This is a genomic window from Falsiruegeria sp. JB4-1 (assembly GCF_055693495.1).
Genome location: NZ_JBVFTZ010000001.1, coordinates 1,450,672 through 1,474,363, shown reverse-complemented (window position 1 = coordinate 1,474,363; position 23,692 = coordinate 1,450,672). Strand labels below are relative to the sequence as shown.

20 protein-coding genes and 3 pseudogenes are annotated in these 23,692 nt (G+C 58.9%); 11 read left to right on the top strand and 12 right to left on the bottom strand.

The genetic code is table 11. The features are described from left to right. Positions 1-19: 19 nt before the first annotated feature. A pseudogene (gene meaB, locus ACZ1HE_RS07540) lies at positions 20-998 on the bottom strand (methylmalonyl Co-A mutase-associated GTPase MeaB). Positions 999-1,078: 80 nt separating this feature from the next. Here meaB and ACZ1HE_RS07535 point away from each other — a divergent pair. After that, the gene (locus ACZ1HE_RS07535) at positions 1,079-1,795 is read left to right on the top strand and encodes a DUF3108 domain-containing protein (RefSeq protein WP_472620219.1); all 717 of its coding nucleotides are present in this window, start codon (positions 1,079-1,081) and stop codon (positions 1,793-1,795) included. A gap of 32 nt (positions 1,796-1,827) precedes the next feature. Beyond that, positions 1,828-4,278, top strand: a complete 2,451-nt coding sequence (hrpB, locus tag ACZ1HE_RS07530) for an ATP-dependent helicase HrpB (protein ID WP_472620218.1) — start codon at positions 1,828-1,830, stop codon at positions 4,276-4,278. A 114-nt stretch (positions 4,279-4,392) separates the two neighbouring features. On the opposite strand, the gene ACZ1HE_RS07525 is transcribed toward hrpB, so the two are convergent. Together ACZ1HE_RS07525 and gndA are read right to left on the bottom strand one after the other, a co-directional pair. Continuing rightward, positions 4,393-5,142, bottom strand: a complete 750-nt coding sequence (locus ACZ1HE_RS07525) for an SDR family NAD(P)-dependent oxidoreductase (RefSeq protein ID WP_472620217.1) — start codon at positions 5,140-5,142, stop codon at positions 4,393-4,395. Then, a complete protein-coding gene (gene gndA, locus ACZ1HE_RS07520) occupies positions 5,139-6,536 on the bottom strand; it encodes an NADP-dependent phosphogluconate dehydrogenase (RefSeq protein WP_472620216.1) in 1,398 nt (465 codons plus the stop codon). Before gndA ends, ACZ1HE_RS07525 begins: the two co-directional genes overlap by 4 nt. A gap of 162 nt (positions 6,537-6,698) precedes the next feature. Here gndA and ACZ1HE_RS07515 point away from each other — a divergent pair, with 162 nt between their 5' ends. Together ACZ1HE_RS07515 and ACZ1HE_RS07510 are read left to right on the top strand one after the other, a co-directional pair. After that, complete coding sequence (locus tag ACZ1HE_RS07515) at positions 6,699-7,157, top strand: NUDIX hydrolase (protein ID WP_472620215.1); 459 nt, start codon at positions 6,699-6,701, stop codon at positions 7,155-7,157. A 92-nt stretch (positions 7,158-7,249) separates the two neighbouring features. Next, positions 7,250-8,726: pseudogene (locus ACZ1HE_RS07510) on the top strand (inorganic phosphate transporter). 11 nt (positions 8,727-8,737) lie between these two features. Here the strand turns inward: ACZ1HE_RS07510 and ACZ1HE_RS07505 are convergent. Together ACZ1HE_RS07505 and ACZ1HE_RS07500 are read right to left on the bottom strand one after the other, a co-directional pair. Then, on the bottom strand, positions 8,738-9,742 hold the full coding sequence (locus ACZ1HE_RS07505) for a 2-dehydropantoate 2-reductase (RefSeq protein WP_472620214.1): 1,005 nt from the start codon (positions 9,740-9,742) through the stop codon (positions 8,738-8,740). Between the two features lie 180 nt (positions 9,743-9,922). Next, positions 9,923-10,903, bottom strand: a complete 981-nt coding sequence (locus ACZ1HE_RS07500; protein ID WP_472620213.1) for a sterol desaturase family protein — start codon at positions 10,901-10,903, stop codon at positions 9,923-9,925. 112 nt (positions 10,904-11,015) lie between these two features. On the opposite strand from ACZ1HE_RS07500, the gene ACZ1HE_RS07495 reads away from it, so the two are divergent. Together ACZ1HE_RS07495 and ACZ1HE_RS07490 are read left to right on the top strand one after the other, a co-directional pair. Next, the gene (locus tag ACZ1HE_RS07495; protein WP_472620212.1) at positions 11,016-11,699 is read left to right on the top strand and encodes a LysR family transcriptional regulator; all 684 of its coding nucleotides are present in this window, start codon (positions 11,016-11,018) and stop codon (positions 11,697-11,699) included. Between the two features lie 7 nt (positions 11,700-11,706). Next, positions 11,707-11,943, top strand: coding sequence for a hypothetical protein (locus ACZ1HE_RS07490; RefSeq protein ID WP_472620211.1), 237 nt, complete (start codon positions 11,707-11,709; stop codon positions 11,941-11,943). Here the strand turns inward: ACZ1HE_RS07490 and ACZ1HE_RS07485 are convergent. The 3 genes and pseudogenes from ACZ1HE_RS07485 to ACZ1HE_RS07475 form a co-directional block, all read right to left on the bottom strand. Then, the gene (locus ACZ1HE_RS07485; RefSeq protein WP_472620210.1) at positions 11,933-12,817 is read right to left on the bottom strand and encodes a GNAT family N-acetyltransferase; all 885 of its coding nucleotides are present in this window, start codon (positions 12,815-12,817) and stop codon (positions 11,933-11,935) included. The two genes, ACZ1HE_RS07490 and ACZ1HE_RS07485, sit on opposite strands and share 11 nt — an antisense overlap. A gap of 20 nt (positions 12,818-12,837) precedes the next feature. Continuing rightward, complete coding sequence (gene argF / locus ACZ1HE_RS07480; RefSeq protein ID WP_472620209.1) at positions 12,838-13,764, bottom strand: ornithine carbamoyltransferase; 927 nt, start codon at positions 13,762-13,764, stop codon at positions 12,838-12,840. Positions 13,765-13,838: 74 nt separating this feature from the next. Further along, a pseudogene (locus ACZ1HE_RS07475) lies at positions 13,839-15,025 on the bottom strand (acetylornithine transaminase). 283 nt (positions 15,026-15,308) lie between these two features. On the opposite strand from ACZ1HE_RS07475, the gene ACZ1HE_RS07470 reads away from it, so the two are divergent. The 3 genes from ACZ1HE_RS07470 to ACZ1HE_RS07460 all read left to right on the top strand — a co-directional run bounded on the left by ACZ1HE_RS07470 (position 15,309) and on the right by ACZ1HE_RS07460 (position 18,910). Continuing rightward, a complete protein-coding gene (locus ACZ1HE_RS07470) occupies positions 15,309-16,538 on the top strand; it encodes an MFS transporter (RefSeq protein WP_472620208.1) in 1,230 nt (409 codons plus the stop codon). A gap of 132 nt (positions 16,539-16,670) precedes the next feature. Then, positions 16,671-17,555 carry a DMT family transporter gene (locus tag ACZ1HE_RS07465; RefSeq protein ID WP_472620207.1) on the top strand — a complete coding sequence of 295 codons (885 nt, stop codon included), beginning with the start codon at positions 16,671-16,673 and terminating at the stop codon, positions 17,553-17,555. Between the two features lie 107 nt (positions 17,556-17,662). Beyond that, positions 17,663-18,910, top strand: coding sequence for an MFS transporter (locus ACZ1HE_RS07460; RefSeq protein WP_472620206.1), 1,248 nt, complete (start codon positions 17,663-17,665; stop codon positions 18,908-18,910). On the opposite strand, the gene ACZ1HE_RS07455 is transcribed toward ACZ1HE_RS07460, so the two are convergent. Continuing rightward, positions 18,907-19,710, bottom strand: a complete 804-nt coding sequence (locus ACZ1HE_RS07455) for an ABC transporter permease (RefSeq protein WP_472620205.1) — start codon at positions 19,708-19,710, stop codon at positions 18,907-18,909. The genes ACZ1HE_RS07460 and ACZ1HE_RS07455 overlap by 4 nt on opposite strands. A 139-nt stretch (positions 19,711-19,849) precedes the next feature. Here ACZ1HE_RS07455 and ACZ1HE_RS07450 point away from each other — a divergent pair, with 139 nt between their 5' ends. Further along, on the top strand, positions 19,850-20,431 hold the full coding sequence (locus ACZ1HE_RS07450) for a GcrA family cell cycle regulator (RefSeq protein ID WP_472620204.1): 582 nt from the start codon (positions 19,850-19,852) through the stop codon (positions 20,429-20,431). A gap of 122 nt (positions 20,432-20,553) precedes the next feature. Here ACZ1HE_RS07450 and ACZ1HE_RS07445 read toward each other — a convergent pair whose 3' ends face one another. After that, positions 20,554-21,081: a YHS domain-containing (seleno)protein gene (locus ACZ1HE_RS07445; protein ID WP_472620203.1), complete on the bottom strand. Its 528-nt coding sequence runs from the start codon at positions 21,079-21,081 to the stop codon at positions 20,554-20,556. Positions 21,082-21,333: 252 nt separating this feature from the next. On the opposite strand from ACZ1HE_RS07445, the gene yghU reads away from it, so the two are divergent. Beyond that, positions 21,334-22,212 (top strand): glutathione-dependent disulfide-bond oxidoreductase, encoded by an 879-nt coding sequence (gene yghU / locus ACZ1HE_RS07440; protein WP_472620202.1) that lies wholly within the window; start codon positions 21,334-21,336, stop codon positions 22,210-22,212. A 67-nt stretch (positions 22,213-22,279) separates the two neighbouring features. On the opposite strand, the gene ACZ1HE_RS07435 is transcribed toward yghU, so the two are convergent. Both ACZ1HE_RS07435 and ACZ1HE_RS07430 read right to left on the bottom strand, forming a co-directional pair. After that, positions 22,280-23,068, bottom strand: a complete 789-nt coding sequence (locus ACZ1HE_RS07435) for an SseB family protein (RefSeq protein WP_472620201.1) — start codon at positions 23,066-23,068, stop codon at positions 22,280-22,282. Further along, positions 23,061-23,648: a uracil-DNA glycosylase family protein gene (locus tag ACZ1HE_RS07430; RefSeq protein ID WP_472624393.1), complete on the bottom strand. Its 588-nt coding sequence runs from the start codon at positions 23,646-23,648 to the stop codon at positions 23,061-23,063. Before ACZ1HE_RS07430 ends, ACZ1HE_RS07435 begins: the two co-directional genes overlap by 8 nt. Positions 23,649-23,692 lie beyond the last annotated feature (44 nt).

Genomic DNA, 23,692 nt, shown 5'->3' with positions numbered 1-23,692 from the left:
AGAAGTTGCGGACACTTGTTCACGCAGGCGACAGCGACTGCAGCATTTGTTCCGCTGCCATAGCCGGGCCCAAAGCTCCCCGCGCCACATCCTGAGCCAGGCTATCCATCCGCGCGCGTGCTTCAGGGGTTTCCAGACGCGCCAGCAGGGCTTGGCGCACTTCTTGATCAAACCAATAGCGGGCCTGATTGGCGCGAGTCATCTCCCAGAACCCATTCTCTCTGCGCCAGTTGATCAGCGCCTGCATCTCGTCCCAGGCTGTGACCAGACCGTCCTCTTGCAGGGCCGAAACCATCATAGCCTTGGGGAATTCCTTGGGGTCCTGCGGGCGTTTGCGCAGCAGCCGCAGGGCGCCCGCGTAGTCGGCGCAAGTTCGGGTGGCCGCCGGTTTCAGATCACCATCGGCCTTGTTGACCAGAATCAGGTCCGCCATTTCCATAATGCCGCGCTTGACCCCCTGCAATTCATCACCTCCGGCCGGAGCCAGCAGCAACAAGAACAGGTCCGACATCTCTGCAACCACCGTTTCGGACTGACCGACGCCCACGGTTTCGATTAGCACCACATCAAACCCTGCCGCTTCGCACAAGGCGACGGCTTCGCGCGTGCGCCGTGCCACACCGCCCAGATGGGTCTGGCTGGGAGATGGACGGATGAATGCGTTTCGCTCGCGACTCAACTTCTCCATGCGGGTCTTGTCACCTAGAATCGAACCACCCGAGCGGGACGAGCTGGGGTCGACCGCCAGAACGGCCACACGCAGCCCCTGCCCAACCAGATGCATTCCAAAGGATCTCGATGAAGGTGGATTTGCCTACTCCTGGGGTGCCCGAAAGACCAATCCGCATCGCCTGTCGCCGGGCGGAACTCAACTGTTCCAACAAATCCGTGGCTTGCGCGCGGTGATCTGCGCGCCCGCTTTCCACCAATGTGATCGCGCGCGCCAACGCCCGGCGATCACCTGTCAGAATCCTGTCACCCAGCTGTGCGATGTCCATGGTGGTTCGACCCCTCTCAAATTTGCGCTACTTGACGTCGAGCGGGTTGCTTTGTCCAGAGTTTGAAAGGGTTTCACAATATGTATCTTCGCCGCATTGCCTGCGTTCTTGCGATACTACCGCTGGTTGGTGCCCTCCCGGTGCGGGCGGCGGATACCGATGCGTTCTTTGACGTGCAGGCCTGGGGCGTGAAGATCGGCGAGTTTCGCATATCGGGCCAGGACCGTATCAGCAGCTATTCCGTGACTTCAAAATTCGAGACAACAGGTCTGGTCAAACAGCTAGGTCGCATCTGGTTCACGATGTCCGCCGAGGGGCAAAAGTCGGGTGGCGGCTTTGTCCCGGCACGCTATGCCGAACGCGTTCAGACGGGGCGGCGCAAATCCGAAGCCCAGATCGACTATTCTTCGGGCTTTCCGCTGCTCACGGGTGGCAAACTTGGCACCGAAGACGCCGAGGTTCTGGACGCCACCGCACAAACGGACACCGTTGATCCGCTGACCGCCATGTTCGTTGCTCTGCGCGATCAACCGCGCAGTGGCTTGTGCACACTCAACCAACCGATCTTTGACGGCGCACGACGGACCATTGCCTATATGACTGACCGCAGGGACGATGGTGACAAGGTGATCTGCACCGGGCAATTCCGACGGTTGGGCGGGTATTCGGCCAAGCAACTTCGGCAAGGGCGCAATTCCAGCTATGAGCTCACCTATGTCCCCGTCGGTCGCTTGATGCGGGTGCAAGAGGCACGGGTGACCAGCTCACGCGGCACCGCCATCCTGACCCGACGCTAGACGTCGTCGCCTGCTTTGGCGATAAGGCAGACATGAGCAAGCTCCCCATCGAAGACGCCCTGCCCGACTTGATCGATGCCCTGCGACGCACGGGCCGCGCCGTGCTGCAGGCCCCACCCGGTGCGGGCAAAACCACGCGCGTCCCCCTTGCGATGCTCGAAGCAGGACTTTGCAACGGACGCATCATCATGCTGGAACCCCGCCGTCTTGCTGCGCGCGCTGCTGCCGAACGCATGGCGCAGACCTTGGGGGAACCGGTTGGACAGACCGTTGGCTACCGAATCCGGGGCGACTCCAAAACAACGAAAGCGACCCGGATCGAGGTTGTGACCGAGGGCATCCTGACCCGAATGCTACAATCCGAGCCGGACCTGCCAGGCGTCAGCGCAATCCTGTTCGACGAATTTCACGAACGCTCTTTGAACGCCGATCTTGGCTTGGCCTTGAGCCTTGAGGTGGCCGAGGCCCTGCGCGATGACCTAATGCTAATCGCCATGTCCGCAACTCTTGACGCCGGTCCCGTGGCCGAACTGATGAAGGCACCGTTGGTGACCTCGGAAGGGCGCAGTTTCCCGGTGAAAACCCGCTGGCTGGACCGACCTTTGCCACCCAAGGCTCGCAAGCTGGAAGCGCTGATCGATCTGGTGGTGCAGGCTGAGCGCGACACACGGGCCGAAGGTGGCGGCATTCTGGTGTTCCTACCCGGAGAGGGGGAAATCCGCCGCACCGAAGGCGCCCTGAACGGAAGGCTATCTGGCGATTGCACCGTGCGCCCCCTGTTTGGTGCGATGCCCTTTGCCGATCAGCGCGCCGCCGTTGCGCCGGTCAAATCAGGTCGCAAGGTGGTTCTGGCAACCTCGATCGCGGAAACCTCGCTAACCATTCAGGATATCCGCGTCGTAGTGGACATGGGGCAGGCCCGCCGCGCCCGCTTCGATCCCGGATCGGGCATGTCGCGGCTGGTCACCGAACGCGTGACTCGAGCAGAGGCCACGCAACGCGCAGGCCGCGCAGGTCGCGTGGCCGCCGGGGTCTGTTATCGCCTGTGGACCAAGGGCGAAGAAGGCGCGCTATTTGCTTATCCCCCGGCCGAGATCGAAGCCGCCGACCTGACCGGTTTGGCGTTGGAATTGGCGCTTTGGGGCGCTGACGCCCAAGATCTGGCATTCCTGACACCTCCGCCTGAGGGTGCGTTGGCCGAGGCCCGCGCGCTTTTGCAGATGCTGGGCGCTTTGGATGCATCTCATCGCATGACCGATCACGGCAGAGCACTGGCGGCCCTGCCCTTGCATCCACGTTTGGCGCATATGTTGGTGACTGCGGGTCAAGCGGCCGCCCCTTTGGCGGCGTTGCTGGCAGAACGCGACCCGTTGCGTGGTGCCCCCACCGACCTGACCCTGCGGCTCGAAGCCTTGCGCGATCCAAAAGCGTTTCAGCGCAAGCGATCGTATCAGGTGAACTATGGTGTTCTTGACCGCGTCAAAACGGAAACCAAACGCCTCCGTGCTTTCACCCGCTCTCAAGGCAATGACCTTTCCCCGGCCGCCATGGCCGCGCTGGCTTATCCCGACCGGATCGGCCAGCGGCGCAAGGGTGACGCAGCGCGATATGTCCTGTCTGGCGGCAAAGGCGTTGTGATGGAAGACAGCGATACCTTGGCCGCAGCCCCCCTGATCGTGGCGCTAGACACCGACGGCAACCCGCGCGAGGCACGTGTTCGTTTGGCGGCGCGGATCACCGAAAGCGAGATACGAGCGCAGTTTGCCGATCAGATCAAGTGGGTCGAGCATTGCGAATGGTCCAAACGCGAGCGCCGGGTGGTGGCGCGCAAACGGGAATGCTTCGGGGCCATCGCCTTGGACGACCGCATTTGGAAGGATGTGCCGCCCGAAGCAGTTGCACAGGCCATGTTGGACGGTGTTCGCGATCTAGGGTTGCGACTGGAAGGAGCCGCCGCGCGACTGGCGGCCCGGGTGGAACTTGCCCGCGTTGATGGAGCCGATATGCCGGATTTCTCGTATGACGGGCTGATTGCCACGCTCGGGGATTGGCTACTGCCGATGCTCACCGGTGTGCGGAGCGCCGACGATTGGAAACGGTTCGACCCGCTACCCGCGTTGCAAGCGGCGCTCAGCTGGAACCAGACGCAAACCTTGGACCGTCTCGTGCCATCAAAATTCGTCACCCCATTGGGCCGCAAGATCGCCATCGACTATGACGCCGAAGGCAATCCAGAAATCCAGGTCCGCCTGCAAGAGATGTTCGGCGTAACTCGCCACCCCACGAGTGGCGGGGTGCCTTTGAAAATTACGCTACTGTCGCCTGCACAACGCCCGATCCAGATCACCCGTGATTTGCCTGGTTTCTGGAGCGGGTCCTATGCAGATGTACGCAAGGACATGCGGGCGCAATACCCAAAGCATCCTTGGCCCGAAGATCCGACTCAAGAGGATCCGACCCTGCGTGCCAAACGCAGGAAATGACCTGCTTAAATCTATAGTCTCACGGCTGGACGCAACCGCAGCGCGCCACAGGCGGGCTGCTCGGCCCAACGGGAGGGCGCGCATCTTTGATGCGTGTTCCGACAGGCGGGAGTGCTACGATCGTAGGCTGGGCAACCCGATCCCCGTGGCCTGAAACCCGCCATCTGCGGCCAGGATTTGACCCGTGATAAAGCTCGCCTTGTCGCTGAGCAAAAAAGTGATGGCCGAAGCGATTTCATCTTCACTGCCATAGCGGTTTAGCGGAAGAGCATCATGATAGGCGGCGCGAATGTCCGGAGTGTGAACCGCCAACGCCAGTTTGGTATCTACCGGCCCAGGCGCCACTGCGTTGACGCGTATGCCAAGTTCTCCAAGTTCAATTGCCTGCTGAAGCGTCAGCTGCGCCAGCCCCGCCTTGGACGTGCCATAGGCCACCCGCAAGGTCGATGCGCGCAGGCCCGAGATCGAAGTGATGTTGACCACCGCGCCTCCGCCACCCTTCTCCAACAATCCAGTAACGGCTTGAGTCATTAGAAAAGGACCGTCCAGATTGGTGGCCATAACGGTTTTCCACCTTTCAAAACTGGTCTCTCTGATGGGACCAAAATCTGCCACGCCGGCATTGTTGACCAGTCCATCCAGCTGACCGAATTCTGCCTCCAGCCATTCTGCAGTGCGCGCTGCGTGTTCGGGTTTGGACACATCCGCGATCCGGGCAATGGCTCCATCAAGACCATTTGTTGCCGCGGCCAAGGCAGGCTCATCCCTGTCCAACATGACGACACGCCACCCCTGATCAAGCAATTGCCGCGTCGTCGCCAGCCCAATCCCGCGCGCGGCACCGGTTACGAGTGCTGTTTTCATCCGTCCACTTCTCCCCAATCGCCATGGTGTTTTCCGGCCCTATCGATCCGTTCAAAACCATGCGCGCCAAATGCATCTCTCTGCGCCTGAATCAAATTCGCGGTCCCCAATGCCTGACGGGCCGTGTCAAACCAGGCCAGCCCCGCTGACAAGGCAGGGACGGGCAAACCTGCGGCAACTGCGGATGCCACGACCTCCCGCAATGCTGGGATCGCGGGCGACAATAATTCGGCCATACCTTCGGCTAACAGAACTGGCCGGTTCGGAACTTGCTGCAGCAGAGGAGCCAGATCATCCAGCAGGGTTGACCGGATAATACACCCTGCACGCCAGATCTCGGCAACCCGGGCGAGGTCTATCGACCACTCGTAGTCATCAGAGGCCGCCCGCAGGACCTCGAACCCTTGCAAGTGCGCCAACACCCGACCTGCAAACAAGGCGCTTTCCAGCGTCGCTGAGCCTATCTCCAGCGTCCCTGTCCCCGGAAACTGCGATGCCGCCGCAAGACGTGCGGATTTGGCCGACGACCATGCTCGTGCGCCGACAGCGGCCTCGATCGCGCTTGCGGACTGTCCTAACTTCAGCGCCTCTATCACTGTCCAGCGTCCGGTTCCCTTTTGCCCGGCCTGATCCCGAATGATGTCAACCATTGGCGCGCCACTCGACGCATCATTCGTCTGCAACACTCGGGCCGTGGTTTCTATCAGGAAGGATGCCAATTTGCCCTTTGTCCACCCCTCGAACAGCGCCCCGATCTGCTGCGCATCCCATCCCTGACCGTCGCGCAGCAGGCCATAGACCTCGGCGATCATCTGCATGTCAGCATATTCGATGCCGTTGTGAACCGTTTTGACAAAGTGACCGGCCCCATCAGGTCCGACATGTGCCACACAAGGGTCTCCGTCGAATTTTGCCGCAATCGGCTCAAGAACCGGAGCAAGCTGACGCCAACTGTGTTTACCACCGCCGACCATCATTGACGCTCCGTGCCGGGCCCCTTCTTCTCCGCCTGACACACCCATGCCGACAAAATGAAACCCATTGGCCCGCGCGGTTCGGCGGCGCGTATCGTGGAAATCCGCGTTACCTGCGTCGATCAGGATATCATCCGGCGCAAGCACAGGCCCCAGACGATCAATCATAACGTCAACTGGTGCGCCCGAAGGGATCATCAGAATGATCAACCGCGGTGTGGCGATGTCGTGAACGAAGTCTTCCAATGTCGAGGACGCTGATAGTCTGCCCGCAAGCTCTCCTGCTTCCGTCAAAAAGGGTTCAATCCAATCCGTCTCGCGGTTGGTTACCGCCACATCGAACCCTTTGTCTGCCAAATTCAGCGCCAGTGCGCTGCCCATGGTCCCCAATCCGTAGACCCCGACCCGCGCCTTTGACATGCACCACCTCATCGCTGAACAATCTGCAAACGTTGCGATATCCGGGACACAGGTGCAAGTCCCCGAAGGCGCGATTGGCCATTTGCGCATTGTAAGTATTGCTACATTCCCTATACTTCTTTCCAACCGCCGCGGCACAAGCGGCCAGATCGAGCGCGCCCAATGACCAATGTTATTAAGAAAACCTGGCAGGAGGTTGTACGCCCCCTGTTTCTGCGTCCCAAACGAGTACAAGTGGCCGCTCTATGCCTGAGAGATGGCAAAGACGGTCAAGAAGTGCTGCTGATCACGAGCCGGGGAACCGGCAGGTGGATTGTTCCTAAAGGGTGGCCCATTGACGGATTGAACGGGCCGGAAACCGCGCTTCAGGAAGCTTGGGAAGAGGCAGGTGTCAGGGAAGCAAATGTCCAGAAGGAACCGGTCGGTAGGTACAACTACGACAAAATCTTAGACAACGGCACTTCGGAACCGGTCGAAACTCAGGTTTACAAGATCACGGTATCCGAACTGTCTGACGAATACCCAGAGGTCAGCGAGCGCAATCGCTGCTGGATGTCCGCATCTGAGGCCGCAAATCTGGTTCGAGAACCCCAGCTGCAAGAGATTCTGCGGGAATTGTGACACGCTCACGCCTGTTTCGTTACAACTCTATTGCTTTGATAGAGTTCAGCCTCTACTTGCCCGCGCTATGAATTGAAAAGACGGCGGATGAGATGGCTGACGCGGAAAACAGCAACAAATGGACTACGCTCGATCGTGACTTGAACCGGATATCGCGGATCGAAGTCGCGAACGCCTATGTTGCACGGCCAATGGTTGGGCCAGGGATCGCGTTAGCTTTCATCGTGATTGCAGCCCTTGTTGCCATGCTAGCCTTTGGCACCACCTCAGGCAGCCTGATTATTGCATTGGCGGCAGCGTTTGGCGCCTATATGGCGATCAACATTGGCGCCAACGATGTCGCAAACAACATGGGCCCTGCGGTTGGAGCGAATGCGCTGACTATGGGTGGCGCCATCGCAATTGCCGCCATCGCTGAAAGCGCTGGTGCGCTGTTGGCTGGCGGCGACGTGGTGTCCACTATCTCCAAGGGCATCATCGACCCTTCGGGCATGCAAAACAGCGAAATTTTCATCTGGGCGATGATGGCCGCGCTAATCTCTTCGGCATTGTGGGTAAACCTCGCAACCTGGGTCGGTGCCCCGGTTTCCACGACGCATTCAGTAGTTGGCGGTGTCATGGGTGCGGGAATTGCAGCGGCCGGGATGACAGCCGTCAGCTGGCCAACCATGGGTAAGATTGCGGCCAGTTGGGTTATATCCCCGGTTCTGGGGGGCAATCGCAGCTGCATTTCTTGCGCTGATCAAAGCCAAAATCCTCTACCAGGAAGACAAGATCGGTGCGTCACGCCGTTGGGTTCCCATTCTTGTTGGCGTCATGGCTGGCGCATTTTCAGCTTATCTGGCCGTGAAAGGCCTTAAACGCATCGTCAAGATCGACCTCGAAATTGCCCTATTGATAGGACTTGCCGGTGGCTTTGCGGTCTGGGCACTTTGTGTACCGTTGATACGCCGACAATCCGAGGGGCTGGAAAATCGCAACAAGTCGGTCAAAACACTCTTTGGCCTGCCCCTTGTCGTGTCTGCCGGGTTGCTCAGCTTTGCGCATGGCGCCAACGACGTGGCAAATGCCGTCGGGCCACTTGCGGCCATTGTTCATGCCACCGAGTTTGGTGATTTTGCGGCCAAAGTAGCAATCCCAACATGGGTCATGGTCATTGGGGCATTTGGCATTTCATTCGGCCTATTTCTGTTTGGCCCCAAGCTGATCCGTATGGTTGGCAGTCAGATCACCAAGCTCAACCCGATGCGGGCCTATTGCGTGGCCCTGTCCGCCGCCATCACCGTGATTGTCGCCAGTTGGCTGGGGCTGCCTGTCAGCTCGACACATATCGCCGTTGGCGGCGTCTTTGGCGTGGGGTTCTACCGGGAATGGCACATGGAACGGCGCCTGCAAAAATCCAGCGCCATACGCCCGCCTGAGAAGCGCATCGCGCGTGAAGAACGTCGGCGCCGAAAACTTGTACGCCGATCGCATTTCATGACCATCGTGGCGGCTTGGATCATCACTGTCCCTGCTGCAGCCTGTATGTCCGCCGCAGTTTTCTGGGTGCTTTCACTGCTGTTCTAAGCCCCGATGGCTCAGGTCTTGGCAAGGTGATTGAGCAGTCCGATCGCCGTTACCGGTTCTTGGTCAGGCCCCTTGTCGCCTGCTTCACGTATCATTTCGCGGATCCGATCACAGATCGGGGTTGAGACCCCATACTGCACCCCGCGCGCAATGATCTCTCCCTGGAGGCTTTCAATCTCGGTCTGACGTCCCGCCATCAGATCATACGCCATGGACGTGCGCGCCTTGGGATCGATGGTCAGCATCTTTGCTGCGATCCGGCTGAACAATGGCGTCGGCAGCCGAAGAATGTGAGGCGTCATCCATGCGGGAAGGGGTGTTGTCGAAGCAACCTCTATGCCTGCGGCATTCAATACGCCAAGCGCTTCGGCCATCTGATCCGCCATCAGGCGCCTCCAGTCCCGGTCTAAGAGTTGGTCTTGCAATGTCAAACCGCTGAGTGCGTTCAAAGCGTTGTTCAGGTTGATAACCAACTTACCCCATTGAACCGCCTCGATTCTGGTGCTTTCTGTGACGGGCAGGTTCTTTACAGAAAGTGTGTCGGCCACTTTCCCCGGGCCGGAAGCGATCACAATGTCGCCGGACGTAGCCCGATGAAACCCACCATCTTGTTTTGGCACAACATTGAACGGCACCATCCCTGCACGGACATCCCGATCTGGCAAGCGCTCTCGTAGTATAGACGCGTTGTCCATCCCGTTTTGCCACGAAACAACCGGAGCTTTGCCCGGAGCGAATTGAGCAATCAAGTCCGCGACTTCCCGAGTGGCACCGGATTTGACCGTGACGATCACCAAATCAGCTTCCGCCAGACACACGGGATCTTCGCTCAACCCCAGTTGCGCGGCCGGTATGTTTTCCGAAACGCCTGAAAAGTCACTGACCGTCAAACCCTGAGACCGAATTTGATCCAAAATGCGCGCACGCCCGAGCAACGTCACGTGCTTGCCAGCCAACGCCAGAAGCCCGCCTGCAAAACAGCCTATGCTGCCTGCCCCGGCAATTACGATCCGCATTCCACTCTCTCCCTTTTGGGCAACCTTGTGTCCTGAGAACCGCTGGGGCAACTTTTACCTTGCGACAATTGAAACCTTGCTCAAATCTCTCCCGTCTTCGCTGCATGCCCTGACGGGCCCTTGCTCAGTTGGGCCGGGCGCCTCGCCTTCGGCTCGGCGCGCTTGCATCCAGCCACGTCGTCAGCCTGCTCGTCGTTGCCTGCGTTCCTTGAGGCGGGCATGTGCTTCGGGCGTACCATCGTGAAACGAACCGAACCACTTGTCCCAGGGCATTTCGAGATTGCCGTAGTTCACCTCGAAGTACCGATGGTGCATCTGGTGGTGGAACGTCCCAAGCGCCAGCGTCTTACGGTCCTTGACCAGCAAGCTTTCGAACCCTGTATGCGACGTTGCTGCTGTCAAACCCTGATGCTGCAGGTGAAACAGGATGTGCAGCGGATGGGCAGGCACCACCAGATGGATCAGGATCGAGGTGAAGAAGAAGAACGCCTCGAGCGGGTGCATCGACAGTCCCGACCATGGGCCGACATTGACGTTGCGGTGGTGCAGCGCATGGGCCAGACGATAGAGCGGCCCCCAATGCAAGGCCCGGTGGATCCAGTAGAAATGGAACGAGATCCAGACCGGAGTGAGCAGGAAGAAGAGCACAAACAGAACGGGGTGTTCCGAAGGCACAAGCATGGGAACCCAGCCCTGTGCCATGCCGTGGAACATCAGAACTTCGAAGAAAGTCCACCAACCAACGCCACTCACCAGCGTCCAGAACATGTTGTCGTGCACCTGATTGGCAAAGGTGAACTGCTTGCCTTTGCCCGCCAAAGGGCGTGGATCGAATTTGAGCTGCTCACCCTGCTTGCGGGCGCGGAAAAAGAATAGGTGCAACCCGCCCGCGACTAACGTCATCAGCGCCAGATTGCGCAGCCAGATCAGGGCGATCCAGTCGAGCGACAGTACCGCCATCCGCTCCATCGACGGGGTCAGCCAAGTCCAGCTGATGAAAGCGATCAGCAGGACAAGGACGTTTTCCGCTACCCCAAGCCAGCGCACGGCGATCCACTGCACCATGCGCGCCGGGTCTGGCGGCCAACTGAAAAACGGCGAAACCGCGATCGGCACATCAGGTGTATGCGCCCAGCCGGGCAGCTTTGGACGATTGGACATGGCGGGCCTTTGTTGGTTGCTCAATTGCGTTGACCCAGCATGTCACGTGCCTATAAACCTGAAAAACAGAACTAATTGACCAATAACATCTGATTTTGTGAGGAAGGGAACGATGGACGATCTTCGCCTGTCTCTCCGATTGCTGCGGGCCTATTCAGTCGCTGTCGACTGTGGCTCGATCACGGGCGCGGCTGAGGTGTTGAATGTGGCCCCTTCTGCCGTGGCCTCGGCAATCGACCGGGTGGAGGCGGAATTTGGTGCCACGTTGCTGGTCCGTGCCCGTGCCCGTGGCATTACCGCCACCCCGGCGGGACGGGCATTGGCCGCGCGGATCAAACCACTGATCGAGACGTATTCGGATGTCATGCAACAGGGGTATGCACTGAATCAGGGTTTGCGCGGCACACTGCACATTGGTTACTACGCCCCCGTTGCTCCGGCATTTCTGCCGCACATATTGCAAAATATGGTCGACGACAATCCAAATCTAGGTTTCAACCTGCAAGAATGCGACAATATAACGGCACAATCAGGGCTATTGGATGGCACGCTGGATGTGGCCATTTTTGCGGGGGATGAGCTGTTGACCGGTGTAGAGACGCGCCCACTGATGGACCTGCCCCCATATGTGCTTGCCCCCGAAGGTCACACACTGAGCACACGGTCAGAGCTGAGTTTACGCGATTTGCAAGACGTTCCTCTTGTCCTGCTCGATCTGCCCGTGGCCGGGGCTTATGTCCGGCGCCTATTGCGCGCCGCCGGCTGTCAAGCCACGTATCGCCGCCACCTGCACTAGTGTCGAGATGGTGCGCTCGCTGATTGGTGCGGGCGCAGGCGTTGCCGTGTTGAACATGCGCCCGCGCACAGAACAAAGCTATGGCGGTGATTTGGTACAGGCGCTTCCCCTGAAGGATGGAGAGCCCCTGCACCTGGTCACCGGGCGCGCTGCCGGAAAACCGCGTCGATTGGTACAGGTGTTTCAGGACCAGTTGTACGATTGGTTCGCTGGACCCGAGGCGCGCGCTTTGATCACTCGCTAGCGGCGTGTTTCCCCAAAGACCAGCCAAAGATCAGGTTGTCGGATTTCCACAATGGCCCCTTGTCTAGCCTCTCGGCCACGACGGTGCCGCCCTGAGCTGAATAGAACCCGATCGCCTGCGTGTTTTCTTTGACAACAGCCAATGTCACTTGCGCATTTCCCGCGTTGGCAGACATGTTTTGGGCCAACCGCAAAAGATGAGCACCTACCCCGGACCCGCGGGCTGCATTCAAAACATACAGGTGGTCGACCTCTGCCGCACACTCTGACAGGGCGCACAGGCCGATGATGTGCCCGCCTACCTCTGCCACCAGCGTGCGCGCGCCGGTCTCCAATCGGGTCTGCCAATACCGCTTACGATGCGCGAGGTTCAGCGCCAAACGCACCTCGGGCGGGGCGGTCTTGGCATAGGTTTCCTGCCAGGTTTCGAAATGGACCTGCGCCAGTGTCTCTCCATCCGAAGGCGTTGCCAGGCGATAAGTCACATCGCCGTCGCAATAGTGATGCCCTGCCCCGATCCAGGACATTTGTGCAGCGACACTTTCAGCGGCGCGCACCAGCAGATAGTCGCGATCAAAGGTCGAAGTGATAAAAACCCCCAAACCGGCCTGGGAGATCGGTTTAACCGCTGCCAGCACCACGCCGGGTATATCCAGATCAACCAGGTTCGTCACCTGCACCGCCAACCATCCGCCCGAGCTTTGCTCGGTTGTCGGCACGCGATCCTCAAGGCACAGGATCGAAGTTTCATCGGGGGCTTGGGTGACACTCACCAGCCCCTTGCCCCGCACCCAATCAGGCACAGGCATATCGGGCGCGCACCGGGTCACCGCGTAGGCTCCCGGCAGCGCGTTCAGCACGAGCTGCACAGTCATGATGTTTTCCTTAGTTTGACTTAGCTGCCCAGGCACCAGCGCATGATGGCTTTTTGCGCGTGCAGGCGGTTTTCGGCCTCATCAAAGATCACCGAGTTCGGGCCGTCCATCACCTCGGATGTCGCCTCCTCCTCGCGGTGCGCAGGCAGGCAGTGCATGAACAGCGCATCGGGTTTGGCGTGGGACATGAGCTCGGCGTTGACCTGATAGGGGCGCAGCATGTTGTGGCGGCGTTCCTTGGCCGATTGTGCGTCATGCATCGAAATCCAGGTGTCCGCGACCACCAGATCAGCATCTTCGACGGCCTTGAAGGCGTCGCGTTCAATCTGGATCTTTGATCCTTGTTTGCGCGCAAAGCCCATGAACTCTTCTTCGGGGTCCAACTGCGCGGGCCCGGTAAAGGTCAGGTCAAATCCGAATTGACCAGCAGCATGCAGGAAAGACGCGCAAACATTGTTGCCGTCGCCTGTCCAGACCACCTTTTTGCCTTTGATCGGGCCTCGGTGCTCTTCGTAGGTCAGAACGTCCGCCATGATCTGGCATGGGTGCGTGCGATCGGTGAGGCCATTGATCACCGGTACGCTGGCGTATTCCGCCATCTCGGTCAGGACGGTTTCATCAAAGGTTCGGATCATGATCATGTCGACATAGCGCGACAACACCCGCGCGGTATCGGCAATGGTCTCGCCGTGGCCCAATTGCATGTCCTTGCCACTGAGCACCATTGTTTGCCCGCCCATCTGACGCACGCCTACGTCAAAGGACACGCGTGTTCGGGTTGAGGGCTTTTCAAAAATCAGGGCGACCATGCGATCCTTGAGAGGCAGATCGTCGTCCAGAGCGGCTTTGGGTTGACCAACACGGGCGGCCTTAGTCTTGGCCGCCTGGTCGATGATGCTGCGCAAGTCGGCCGCATCGGTTTTGTGGATGTCGAGGAAATGGTTCATATCGCTGTCTGTTTATTGGGCCGAAGCCGGGGCGCTGCCCCCGGACCCCCGGAGTATTTCTGAAAAAATGAAAGTCAGGCCGTTTCCAACTGGCTTTCGACCTGTTTGGCGGCCGCATCCAGTCGGTTTGTGGCCTCGGAAATGTCGTCTGCGGTCAAGGTAAGGGGGGCAGCAATCGGATGACGTTGTCGGCAGCGGGAACTGTGATGACCTGATTGTCGTAGCCCGCATTCACCACGTCGATGTTGGTAGCCTTGCATTTGATGCCCAGCATCATGCCGGATCCGCGCACCTCTTCGAAGACCTCTGGGTGATCGGCGATCAACCCTTCGAGCTTTTGGCGCAGCAGCCCGGATTTGCGATTCACCTCGGCCAGAAAATCCGTGTTCGCCACATGGTCAATAACTGCACAGCCAACGGCACATCCCAGCGGGTTGCCGCCGTAGGTGGAGCCATGTGTGCCTGCGATCATGCCCGATGCGGCCTCTTCCGTGGCCAGAACGGCACCCAATGGGAAACCACCGCCAATGCCTTTGGCAACCATCATGATATCAGGCGTGATGCCTGCCCATTCATGAGCAAATAGCTTGCCGGTCCGACCAACGCCGCATTGCACCTCATCCAGGATAAGAAGCAAACCGTTGTCGTCGCAGATCTGGCGCAGGGCTTTGAGTTCAGCGTCTGGAACGGGGCGAATGCCGCCCTCGCCCTGTACCGGCTCGATCATGATTGCAGCAGTGGCCTCAGAGATGGCATTGGTCACACCATCCAGATCGCCAAACGTCAGATGGACGAACCCACCCAGCAGCGGGCCGAACCCTTTGGTCATCTTCTCTGACCCGGCGGCGGCGATGCCTGCGGATGACCGACCGTGGAACGAGCCGTCAAAGGTGATGATTTCTACCTTTTCAGGCTGGCCTTTGTCGTAGAAGTACTTACGGGCCATTTTCACTGCCAACTCGCAGGATTCAGTGCCGGAATTGGTAAAAAACACCGTATCGGCAAAAGTATGCTCCACCAGCTTGTCGGCCAGCGCCTGTTGCTGCGGTATTTCATACAGGTTCGAGACGTGCCAGAGGTTCTGCGCCTGATCGGTCAATGCGTCTACCAAGGCGGGATGAGCATGGCCCAGCGCGTTCACCGCGATGCCTGCGCCCAGATCCAGAAAACGTCGGCCATCTGCCTCGATCAGCCAAGCGCCTTCGCCCTTCACGAATTGAAGGGGCGCACGATTATAGGTCGGCAGAACGGACGGGATCATCTGGATCATCCTTTTCGAATAATAGAAGCCCGATGAGTGCATCACATGGGGCGGTTTCGTCAACATTTTGAAGTGGAGGGGCGCGATTTTGCATACGCGCAGGATCAAACTAGCCAGTTACGCAAAAATGCGTCGGCGTCGGAGCAGGGTGATATGTGCAACTTTGATCATAGGATGGCTCCATAACGAAGGAATCACGGGTTGAAAACCCCTTTTGCAAGGATCGACCTGCATTTTGTCACCCACCTTGACCTGGTTTATGAATTGGCAACCAATGCGAAGCATGACAACACTTTGGTCCCTGCGCAATTATCGCCTGCTATTTTCCGCTTCTGCTATTTCCAATCTGGGGGATGGAGTATCCGCCCTGGCCTTTCCCTGGCTCGCCACTTTGATCACGCGTGATCCGATGCTGATCGCCATGGTCGCCTTTGCCACACGTCTACCGTGGCTGTTGTTTTCCATTCCCGCCGGCGTCTGGACGGATCGGATGGATCGTCGCCGCTTGATGGTGCAGGCTGATCTGGTGCGGATGCTGCTGACCTTTGGCGTGGTTGCAGTGATCTTGAGCGCACCGGAGTTTCCGTTAGCCCGGGCCGAGCTTTATATTGCGGCGATCTCGGTTCTGGCCTTCCTTCTGGGATCGGCCGAGGTGCTGCGCGACAACGCAGCCCAGACGGTCCTGCCTGCGGTCGTATCCACCGATCAGCTGGAACGCGCAAATGGGCAGATCTGGAGCATTGAGCAGATCATGGGGTCCTTTGTTGGCCCGCCGCTGGCGGGGCTGCTGATTGCAACAGCGGTGCCTGCGCCCTTTGTGCTGGACGCTGCCACGTTTGCGCTGGCGGCCGGGCTGGTCTGGTGTATGGCGATTGCACCGCGTTTGAATCCAAAACGTCGGTCATGGCTGATTGAAGCGCAAGAGGGGATCACCTGGCTGCGCGGGCATCGAATCATCTTGCAACTGGCCATCATGTTGGGGCTGATGAACGCTGTATCATTGATGACGTTGACAGTTCTGGTCCTCTACAGCCAGGAGATCCTGGGCCTGGGCGCGGCAGGGCACGGCCTATTGCTGACCGCTGGCGCCGCCGGAGGAGTCGCGGGCGGGTTGCTGTGTCCCAACATAGCCGCCAGACTCGGGCGCCGGTCCTCGCTTTTGGTCGCACTTGCTCTGCTTGGGACCGCTCTGCTTGTGATCTGGGTTGCGACGTCTGTTTGGGTGGTCGCCTTCGCCCTGTTTGTCGAGATGTTCGCAGCCCTGCTTTGGAATGTGGTCACAGTATCCTACCGCCAGCGGCTGATCCCGGGCGAATTGCTGGGCCGCGTCAATAGCCTCTACCGGTTCTTTGGTTGGGGCATGATGCCTTTTGGCGCGCTGATCGGCGGGGCGATCGTCTCGATGGTGGAGCCCTCGATGGGGCGCGAGGCTGCGCTCCGTTTGCCCTACATGCTGGGAGCAATCGGAATGCTGACAATTTGCGTCTATGCATGGCGACAACTTCGCCTCTGATCGAGCGGTATTCCTCTCGTTGAAAACACCCCGACGAGATGCCGAAGGGGCCGGGGACTGAGCCGCTCCTTGTTTGTACCCCACACATTTTCACGCTTGCCAACCGAAAGCCGCTCGTCCACCGCTAGGGCCATGTATGAGCCCCGCAAACAGAACCCGGCCCTGGCCGCTACGCTGATTTTCACAGCAACCGCCTTTATTGCTGGCACGACCCTGTTGGCAAAGGCGCTTGGCACCGGGGTGCTGGGACCTGCACTGCATCCCATGCAGATCAGCCATGGTCGTTTCCTATTTGCCTTCATCGCGATCGGAGCCGTCGTCGCAATGGTCCGCCCGCCCCTGCAACGCCCGCATTGGGGCCTGCATATCGGGCGCACTACTTTTGGCTGGTCCGGTGTAACACTGATGTTTGCCAGTGTTGCCTATATCCCGATGGCAGACGCCACGGCGATTTCATTCCTGAACCCGGTCTTTGCCATGGTTCTGGCGATCCCTCTGCTCGGCGAGCGTGTCGGTCCCTGGCGGTGGGGGGCTGCGATTGTGGCCCTGTTCGGAGCGCTGATCCTCCTCCGTCCGACTCCAGACAGTTTTCAACCCGCCGCGCTGCTGGCTCTGGGTGCGGCGCTGGTCATGGGAATGGAACTGATTTTCATCAAGAAACTTTCGTCGCGGGAATCCCCGTTCCAGATCCTGTTGGTCAACAACACCATGGGTCTCGCCATTGCTACCGTGGCCGTTCTACCGGTCTGGCAGATGCCGACACCCGAGCAATGGGCGGCATTGGCTGGCGTGGGTTTCCTGATGGCTTGCGCGCAGGCCTGTTTCGTCAATGGCATGGCGCGAGCGGATGCCTCATTTGTGGCACCGTTCAGCTATGCCACCCTGATATTTGCCGCCCTTTACGACTTTGTTGGCTTTGACGTCACCCCTGACAGCGTGAGCCTGATCGGTGCCGGGATCATCCTGAGCGGTGCGTTGGTGCTGGCCTGGCGCGAGGGACGACACGCCAAGCGCTGAAGAAAAATTCTGGCGTAGGGTCTGCGGGCGACCCCCATGTCGCAAACCCCAAAGACCTGTATTCCACAGCATACACACTGGGCTCATAGAACAAGTGAGTCTCCGCCATGCATGAACGTCGAATCCCCGAGTGGGTCCGTCACGCCCCTGCCCCGTCCGTCCGGGACTTTGGTATCCTTGCAGGCCTCGAGGCCGTGGTGCGCGGCATCCTGATCTCGGTCTTTCCGCTGATCATGTACCGGACGCTGGGGGATGCGGGGACCGTCTCCTTCATCTATTTCCTGATTGGCATCGTATCGCTGATCGCAGGCCTGATGGTGCCTTATGCGGTGCGCTATGTGCCTCGCAGATGGGCCTATTCCGCGGGTGCGCTTATGTTCACCGGTTCTGCCGTTCTGGCGATCGTTGGTACACCTGTGGCGGTCATCGGTGCCTTGGGGCTCAATACGGTTGCGGCTGTGACCACCTTTGTGTGCTTCAACGCCTATGTGCTGGATTACATCGACCGAATCGAGTTGGGGAAATGCGAAACCAGCCGCATGTTCTACAGCGCAATCGGCTGGACCGCTGGTCCCATGGCGGGCGTGTTGCTGCTGGAATATTGGATGCCTGCACCCTTTGTGATCTCGGCCGTGGCGTCCGTTGTCATGCTGGCCGTGTTCTGGGCCATGCGCTTGGGCAATGGCAAGCTGATCAGCCGCGCCCGCAGCCAGGCGGCCAATCCGCTGGCCTATCTGCCGCGATTCTTTGCCCAACCCCGGCTCGTCGCTGGCTGGCTCTTTGCAGTGATCCGGTCCTGCGGGTGGTGGATCTATGTTGTCTATCTGCCAATCTTTGCAATCCAGAGCGGGTTGGGCGAGCAACTGGGCGGCATCCTGCTGTCGTTTACCAATGGCATGCTCTTCGCCTCACCATTGATACTCAAATGGATGCAGCGCCGGTCGGTCAAACAATCGGTCCGCATCGGGTTTGCCGCAGCAGCCACCTGTTTCGTACTTGCGACCGTGGTTTCACCCCTGCCGTGGGCCGCTGTTGCCGTGATGGTGGTGGGGTCAATGTGGATGATCGTGCTGGATATCTGTGCCGGGCTACCATTCCTGATGGCGGTGAAACCATCCGAGCGGACCGAGATGAGTGCCGTCTACAGCTCGTACCGCGATGTCAGCGGCATCCTGACCCCAGGTGCTGCTTGGGCCGTTTTGCTGGTGTTCCCAGTGGCAGGCATCTTTGCCGCAGGCGGCGCGGCGCTGGCAATTGCTTGGGTGATCGCAGCGCGTCTACATCCAAGGCTGGGCCAGCCCAAAACCCCTTTGCGTCCAAGCGAGTTGGTGCAGCCGCAAGCCGAAGCGGCTTAGGATTTCAGGCGATACCCTGTCTTCAACATCCACCAGGCCAAAAGGCAAACAGCTGTTGTTGCTCCTGAGCACACGGCAAACCCCAACAACGGGGAGCTATCCGATACCCCGATGACGCCAAATCGAACGCCATCGATCAGGTAAAACACCGGGTTCAAATGGCTGATCACGTTTAGAACCGGTGGCAGCGCCTCGACCGAATAGAATGTACCCGACAAAAAGGCCAAGGGCGTCACAATAAAATTGGTGATCGCCGCCATCTGATCGAATTTGTTGGCAAAGATGCCCGCGACAATTCCAAGGGCTCCCAGGAATGTTGCCCCCATAACCACAAACAGCAGTGCAACCAACGGGTGCTGAGGCACAATCCCCAAAACCAACGCAAGGGCCACGCTGATTGCAACAGCAACCAACAAACCCCGCGCTACACCACCTGCCAAATAGCCCAGCAATTGCTCGATGGCAGACAGCGGCGGCATCAGCGTATCAACGATATTGCCCTGAACCTTGGAAATCACAATCGAGGATGAGGTGTTCGCAAAGGCGTTCTGAATCACTGTCATGGTCAGAATGCCGGGCGCCAAAAAGGTAAGGAAGGGCACGCCCATGACGTCTCCCCGCTTTGACCCCACAGCGATTGTGAAAATCAACAGAAACAATCCAGCTGTCACCAAAGGCGCCAAAAGGGTCTGCGTCCAGACCACCATAAACCGCGCCATTTCACGGTGTGCAAGCGTGCGCAGACCCAACCAATTGACCCGTCCAAACCGGCGCTCGCCAAGCTCCATGAAATCCGACATTTGCCTTGCCTCGCGCTTTGCTGCGAATCTGATTCTAAGACGCCTTGTAACTCGGGGCGCAGTGATTAAAATAGGGCGCTGAGACAAATTCCGAAGGCGGCCGCGATGGGGGCCGCTTTCCCGCTTTGAAAGGCATGCCATGTCCTGGACCGACGAGCGCGTTGAACTGCTCAAGAAAATGTGGGGCGAGGGCCAATCGGCCAGCCAGATCGCCAAGGAACTGGGCGGCGTGACACGCAACGCCGTCATCGGCAAGGTGCATCGCCTGGGCCTGTCGAACCGCGCAACCAGCAACGCCTCGACCAAGGCCGAGCCTAAGGAAAAGGCCGCACCCGCCGCCAAGGCCGAACCGCGCGCTAAACCTGCGCCCAAGACCGAACCTGCGCGCAAGCTGACCGCTGAGCCTGCCCCCGCAGCCGAGGCTAAACCGATCCCGGCCCGCAAGCAGATCATCCCTGCTGGCCAGCCGTTGCCACCGCAGCCATCGGCGAATGAAATCAGCCCCGAGGCATTAGCCAAGGTCAATGAAGTTGAAAAGAAGGCCAAAAAATTGAGCCTGATGGAACTGACCGAACGCACCTGTAAGTGGCCGGTGGGCGACCCAGCCACCGAAGACTTCTGGTTCTGTGGCCTGCCCGTGCAACAAGGCAAACCCTATTGCGAGGCGCATGTTGGGGTGGCCTTCCAACCCATGAGCGCGCGCCGGGATCGCCGCCGCTAATCAACGGCATCGAAACCGAGCACCAAATCGAACATAGGCCCGCGCATCCGACGCGGGCCTTTTTCGTGGACCTCAAACAACAAAGCGCCCGTATGGACCCGGGCGCTTTGAGTGGTGTTGGTTCAGACAATCAGTTCTTGATCGGCGCACTGGGACGTAAACTTCGGGATCGTGCTGGTCGACGCATCCTTGCCTTCGATCCCCGGCCAGTTGCCTTGTGCCAAGTTCAGGTTGCCGGGAATGTCTTCTTCCCAGAACCCTACGACGACATCAGTGATGTTCAGATACAGCTTGTCATCAACGATCCGCCACAGGTTCGGGTTGCCGTGCACCTTGCCACCCTTGGAGACACCATAGGCGCAGTGGCCGTCGTATTGCGGCGCATAGAACGCGGGGTTGGCCACAAACGCGTCCCGGTTGGCCTCGGTCGAGAAGGCAAAGGTCGAGCCGTTGTAATCAGCGGTGATATCGGTACGGCCCTTGATGCCTTCGGGCTGTGACTGTCCGACCGCTACCTGATCCAGACTGCGGTAGGCGACTACATCGTAGCCTGAAACGGCAAAGCCGGTTTCATCAACGTATTGGGGGCCTGCAAGTGCAGGCAGAGCGAACATCGAGGCGGCGGCAAAAGCCAGGGCAAAACGTTTCATGGCGGGGTCCTGTCTGGGTTCAAATCTCGTGGCGCCCGGCATCTGTACCGGCCGTTCCCAAACAATATGTGAAAATTTCAATCTGCGAAGGGGGTTAACGCGGCTGTGAGAGCGCACGAGATTTCGTGAACAAGACGCCCCGTTTTGTTTCAATGTTCCCCTTGCCCCTGCCGCGCGGTTGGACTTTGATCACCCTCGGACTAGCTCGGAACCGGGGCAAGAGACCCCAATCAGATACGGATGAAACGCGACATGAGCGATGACACGACCTACACCCCACCCAAAGTCTGGACTTGGGACGCCGAAAGCGGCGGACGCTTTGCCAACATTAATCGCCCTATTGCAGGCGCTACTCACGACAAGGATCTGCCAGTCGGTAAACACCCGCTGCAGCTTTACTCGCTGGCGACACCCAACGGGGTCAAGGTTACGGTGATGCTCGAAGAGCTGCTGGCCCTTGGACACGAGGGCGCTGAATATGACGCCTGGCTGATCAACATTGGCGAAGGTGAGCAGTTCGGATCGGGCTTTGTCGGGGCCAACCCAAATTCCAAGATCCCCGCGATGATGGATCATTCGGGCGAAACACCCGTGCGCGTTTTCGAATCTGGTTCGATTCTGGTGCATCTGGCCGAAAAGTTCGACGCCTTCCTACCCAAGGAGGGCGCAGCGCGGACCGAGGTGATGAACTGGCTGTTCTGGCAGATGGGCAGCGCACCTTACTTGGGCGGCGGCTTTGGTCATTTCTATGCTTATGCACCCGAGAAATGGCAGTATCCAATCGACCGCTTTGCGATGGAAACCAAACGCCAGTTGGATGTGCTGGATCGGCAATTGGCCGAAACGGCGTTCATCGCAGGGCCCGAATACACCATTGCCGACATGGCGATCTGGGCCTGGTATGGTCAACTGGTTCTGGGGCGTCTTTATGATGCCGCCGAGTTCCTGGACGTGACCAGCTACGAGAATGTTCTACGATGGGCCAAAGACATCGATGCCCGTCCCGCCGTAAGCCGGGGCCGAATGGTGAACCGGGCTTTTGGCGAACTGCACACACAGCTGCGCGAGCGCCACGACGCCGGAGACTTCGAAACCAAGACGCAGGACAAGCTCGAACCGGCCGAAGAATAGAGCGGACGCGCGAGGACCGGAGGGGCATGACCGCGTTGCGACCATGCCCCTCCGGTCCTCGCGCCCCTCACTTCAATCTCGGCGGTTTGTCTGGATCGCTGCCTGGCGCTACTTGTTGGTATTCTGACACTACGCGTTCGGGGATATCAAACTTGAGACCTGTTACAGTCAGCTTGGACACCACAGGGTCTGATTGCGAAAAAAATCCAACATCCAGAGCAGCAGCATCCACACCAGAGAAGGTCAATGCTTCCGAAACCGCTTTGGCCAGAGCCCCTTGGGCCTCTGGAATGGCATCGACAAAGGCCAGCAGGTGCCCTTTTCCTCCGCCTTGATAACTGACACCAACCAAGTATGCCGCACGTGCCAATCCTTGCGCAGTTGTCAATTTCGTATCCAAAGACGACACAAATGCCTCGGGTAATCCTCGCGGCACTGTCACGCTTTCGATATGGGATTGCACTTCTTCCGGGCTGTTCTCTAACGTTTCTTGTAACCACGACAGCGCATCGGACGGGATCAGAACCGAGGATGGCGCCACTTCCAGATTCAGACCTAGTCCGAGCCCCTGCCCTGCCAGCATTGCCGTCAGAACACGCCCAGAAAGCGCCGCATATGGCGCGGGTTGTCCGACGAATTGGGCTAGTCGCTCTTCGCGATCAAACGCCAGCACAAACCGCCCGTCTTCCACCTCGAACACCTCGGGTGAAATGTTGTTGCCATCAGCCTCTTCGGTCAACAACACGTAGAGCTCGCTATCTCCCAGCCTCTCAAAGAAACCAAGTCGCGCAGTGTCATCCCCCGGACTGGCCTGCATCTTGGCATGAGCGACATCGATGGGCGTTGTTTCAGTCATTCAGCACCTTTTGTACACGGGCTCGCAGAACCGGCAGTAACTCGGTTTCGAACCATGGGTTCTTTTTCACCCACGCCGTATTGCGCCAGGAAGGATGAGGCAAGGTAAAGACGTCAGGTGCGTGATTTCGCCATCCCGCGACTGTTTCCGTTACCGATCCCTTTGCAGACATGTGAAACTTGTGCGCGTAACCACCGACCAAAACCGTCATCCGAATTCTGTCCAACCCCTGCATGACCTTGGAATGCCAGGTTTTGCCACAGATCGCAGGTGGCGGAAGGTCGGATTTCTTCGCGTCATACCCTGGAAAACAAAAGGCCATGGGTACGATTGCAACTCGATTCTTGTCATAGAAGGTCTGCTCATCCATTCCCAACCAGTCGCGCAGCCGATCGCCCGAAGGATCCGTAAAGGGCCTCCCAGAGTTGTGAACCCGCGCACCCGGCGCCTGCCCGGCAATGAGAATGCGAGCGTCCTCCCTGAACCAGACGACGGGGCGCGGTTCATGGGCCGAGGCTGTTTGTGAAAATCGATCCTTGCACAAGGTACAGCTTCGGATTTCGGCCTTGAGAGGAGACAGGGATGCCAAAAAACTAATCCTTCTTCCGGCTTGTCATTGTTTAC

Bases quoted from the DNA above. Each gene is read 5' to 3' on its own strand.
- ACZ1HE_RS07535 (WP_472620219.1), top strand. From the start codon at position 1,079: ATGTATCTTCGCCGCATTGCCTGCGTTCTTGCGATACTACCGCTGGTT.
- hrpB (WP_472620218.1), top strand. From the start codon at position 1,828: ATGAGCAAGCTCCCCATCGAAGACGCCCTGCCCGACTTGATCGATGCC.
- ACZ1HE_RS07525 (WP_472620217.1), bottom strand. From the start codon at position 5,142: ATGAAAACAGCACTCGTAACCGGTGCCGCGCGCGGGATTGGGCTGGCG.
- gndA (WP_472620216.1), bottom strand. From the start codon at position 6,536: ATGTCAAAGGCGCGGGTCGGGGTCTACGGATTGGGGACCATGGGCAGC.
- ACZ1HE_RS07515 (WP_472620215.1), top strand. From the start codon at position 6,699: ATGACCAATGTTATTAAGAAAACCTGGCAGGAGGTTGTACGCCCCCTG.
- ACZ1HE_RS07505 (WP_472620214.1), bottom strand. From the start codon at position 9,742: ATGCGGATCGTAATTGCCGGGGCAGGCAGCATAGGCTGTTTTGCAGGC.
- ACZ1HE_RS07500 (WP_472620213.1), bottom strand. From the start codon at position 10,903: ATGTCCAATCGTCCAAAGCTGCCCGGCTGGGCGCATACACCTGATGTG.
- ACZ1HE_RS07495 (WP_472620212.1), top strand. From the start codon at position 11,016: ATGGACGATCTTCGCCTGTCTCTCCGATTGCTGCGGGCCTATTCAGTC.
- ACZ1HE_RS07490 (WP_472620211.1), top strand. From the start codon at position 11,707: ATGGTGCGCTCGCTGATTGGTGCGGGCGCAGGCGTTGCCGTGTTGAAC.
- ACZ1HE_RS07485 (WP_472620210.1), bottom strand. From the start codon at position 12,817: ATGACTGTGCAGCTCGTGCTGAACGCGCTGCCGGGAGCCTACGCGGTG.
- argF (WP_472620209.1), bottom strand. From the start codon at position 13,764: ATGAACCATTTCCTCGACATCCACAAAACCGATGCGGCCGACTTGCGC.
- ACZ1HE_RS07470 (WP_472620208.1), top strand. From the start codon at position 15,309: ATGACAACACTTTGGTCCCTGCGCAATTATCGCCTGCTATTTTCCGCT.
- ACZ1HE_RS07465 (WP_472620207.1), top strand. From the start codon at position 16,671: ATGTATGAGCCCCGCAAACAGAACCCGGCCCTGGCCGCTACGCTGATT.
- ACZ1HE_RS07460 (WP_472620206.1), top strand. From the start codon at position 17,663: ATGCATGAACGTCGAATCCCCGAGTGGGTCCGTCACGCCCCTGCCCCG.
- ACZ1HE_RS07455 (WP_472620205.1), bottom strand. From the start codon at position 19,710: ATGTCGGATTTCATGGAGCTTGGCGAGCGCCGGTTTGGACGGGTCAAT.
- ACZ1HE_RS07450 (WP_472620204.1), top strand. From the start codon at position 19,850: ATGTCCTGGACCGACGAGCGCGTTGAACTGCTCAAGAAAATGTGGGGC.
- ACZ1HE_RS07445 (WP_472620203.1), bottom strand. From the start codon at position 21,081: ATGAAACGTTTTGCCCTGGCTTTTGCCGCCGCCTCGATGTTCGCTCTG.
- yghU (WP_472620202.1), top strand. From the start codon at position 21,334: ATGAGCGATGACACGACCTACACCCCACCCAAAGTCTGGACTTGGGAC.
- ACZ1HE_RS07435 (WP_472620201.1), bottom strand. From the start codon at position 23,068: ATGACTGAAACAACGCCCATCGATGTCGCTCATGCCAAGATGCAGGCC.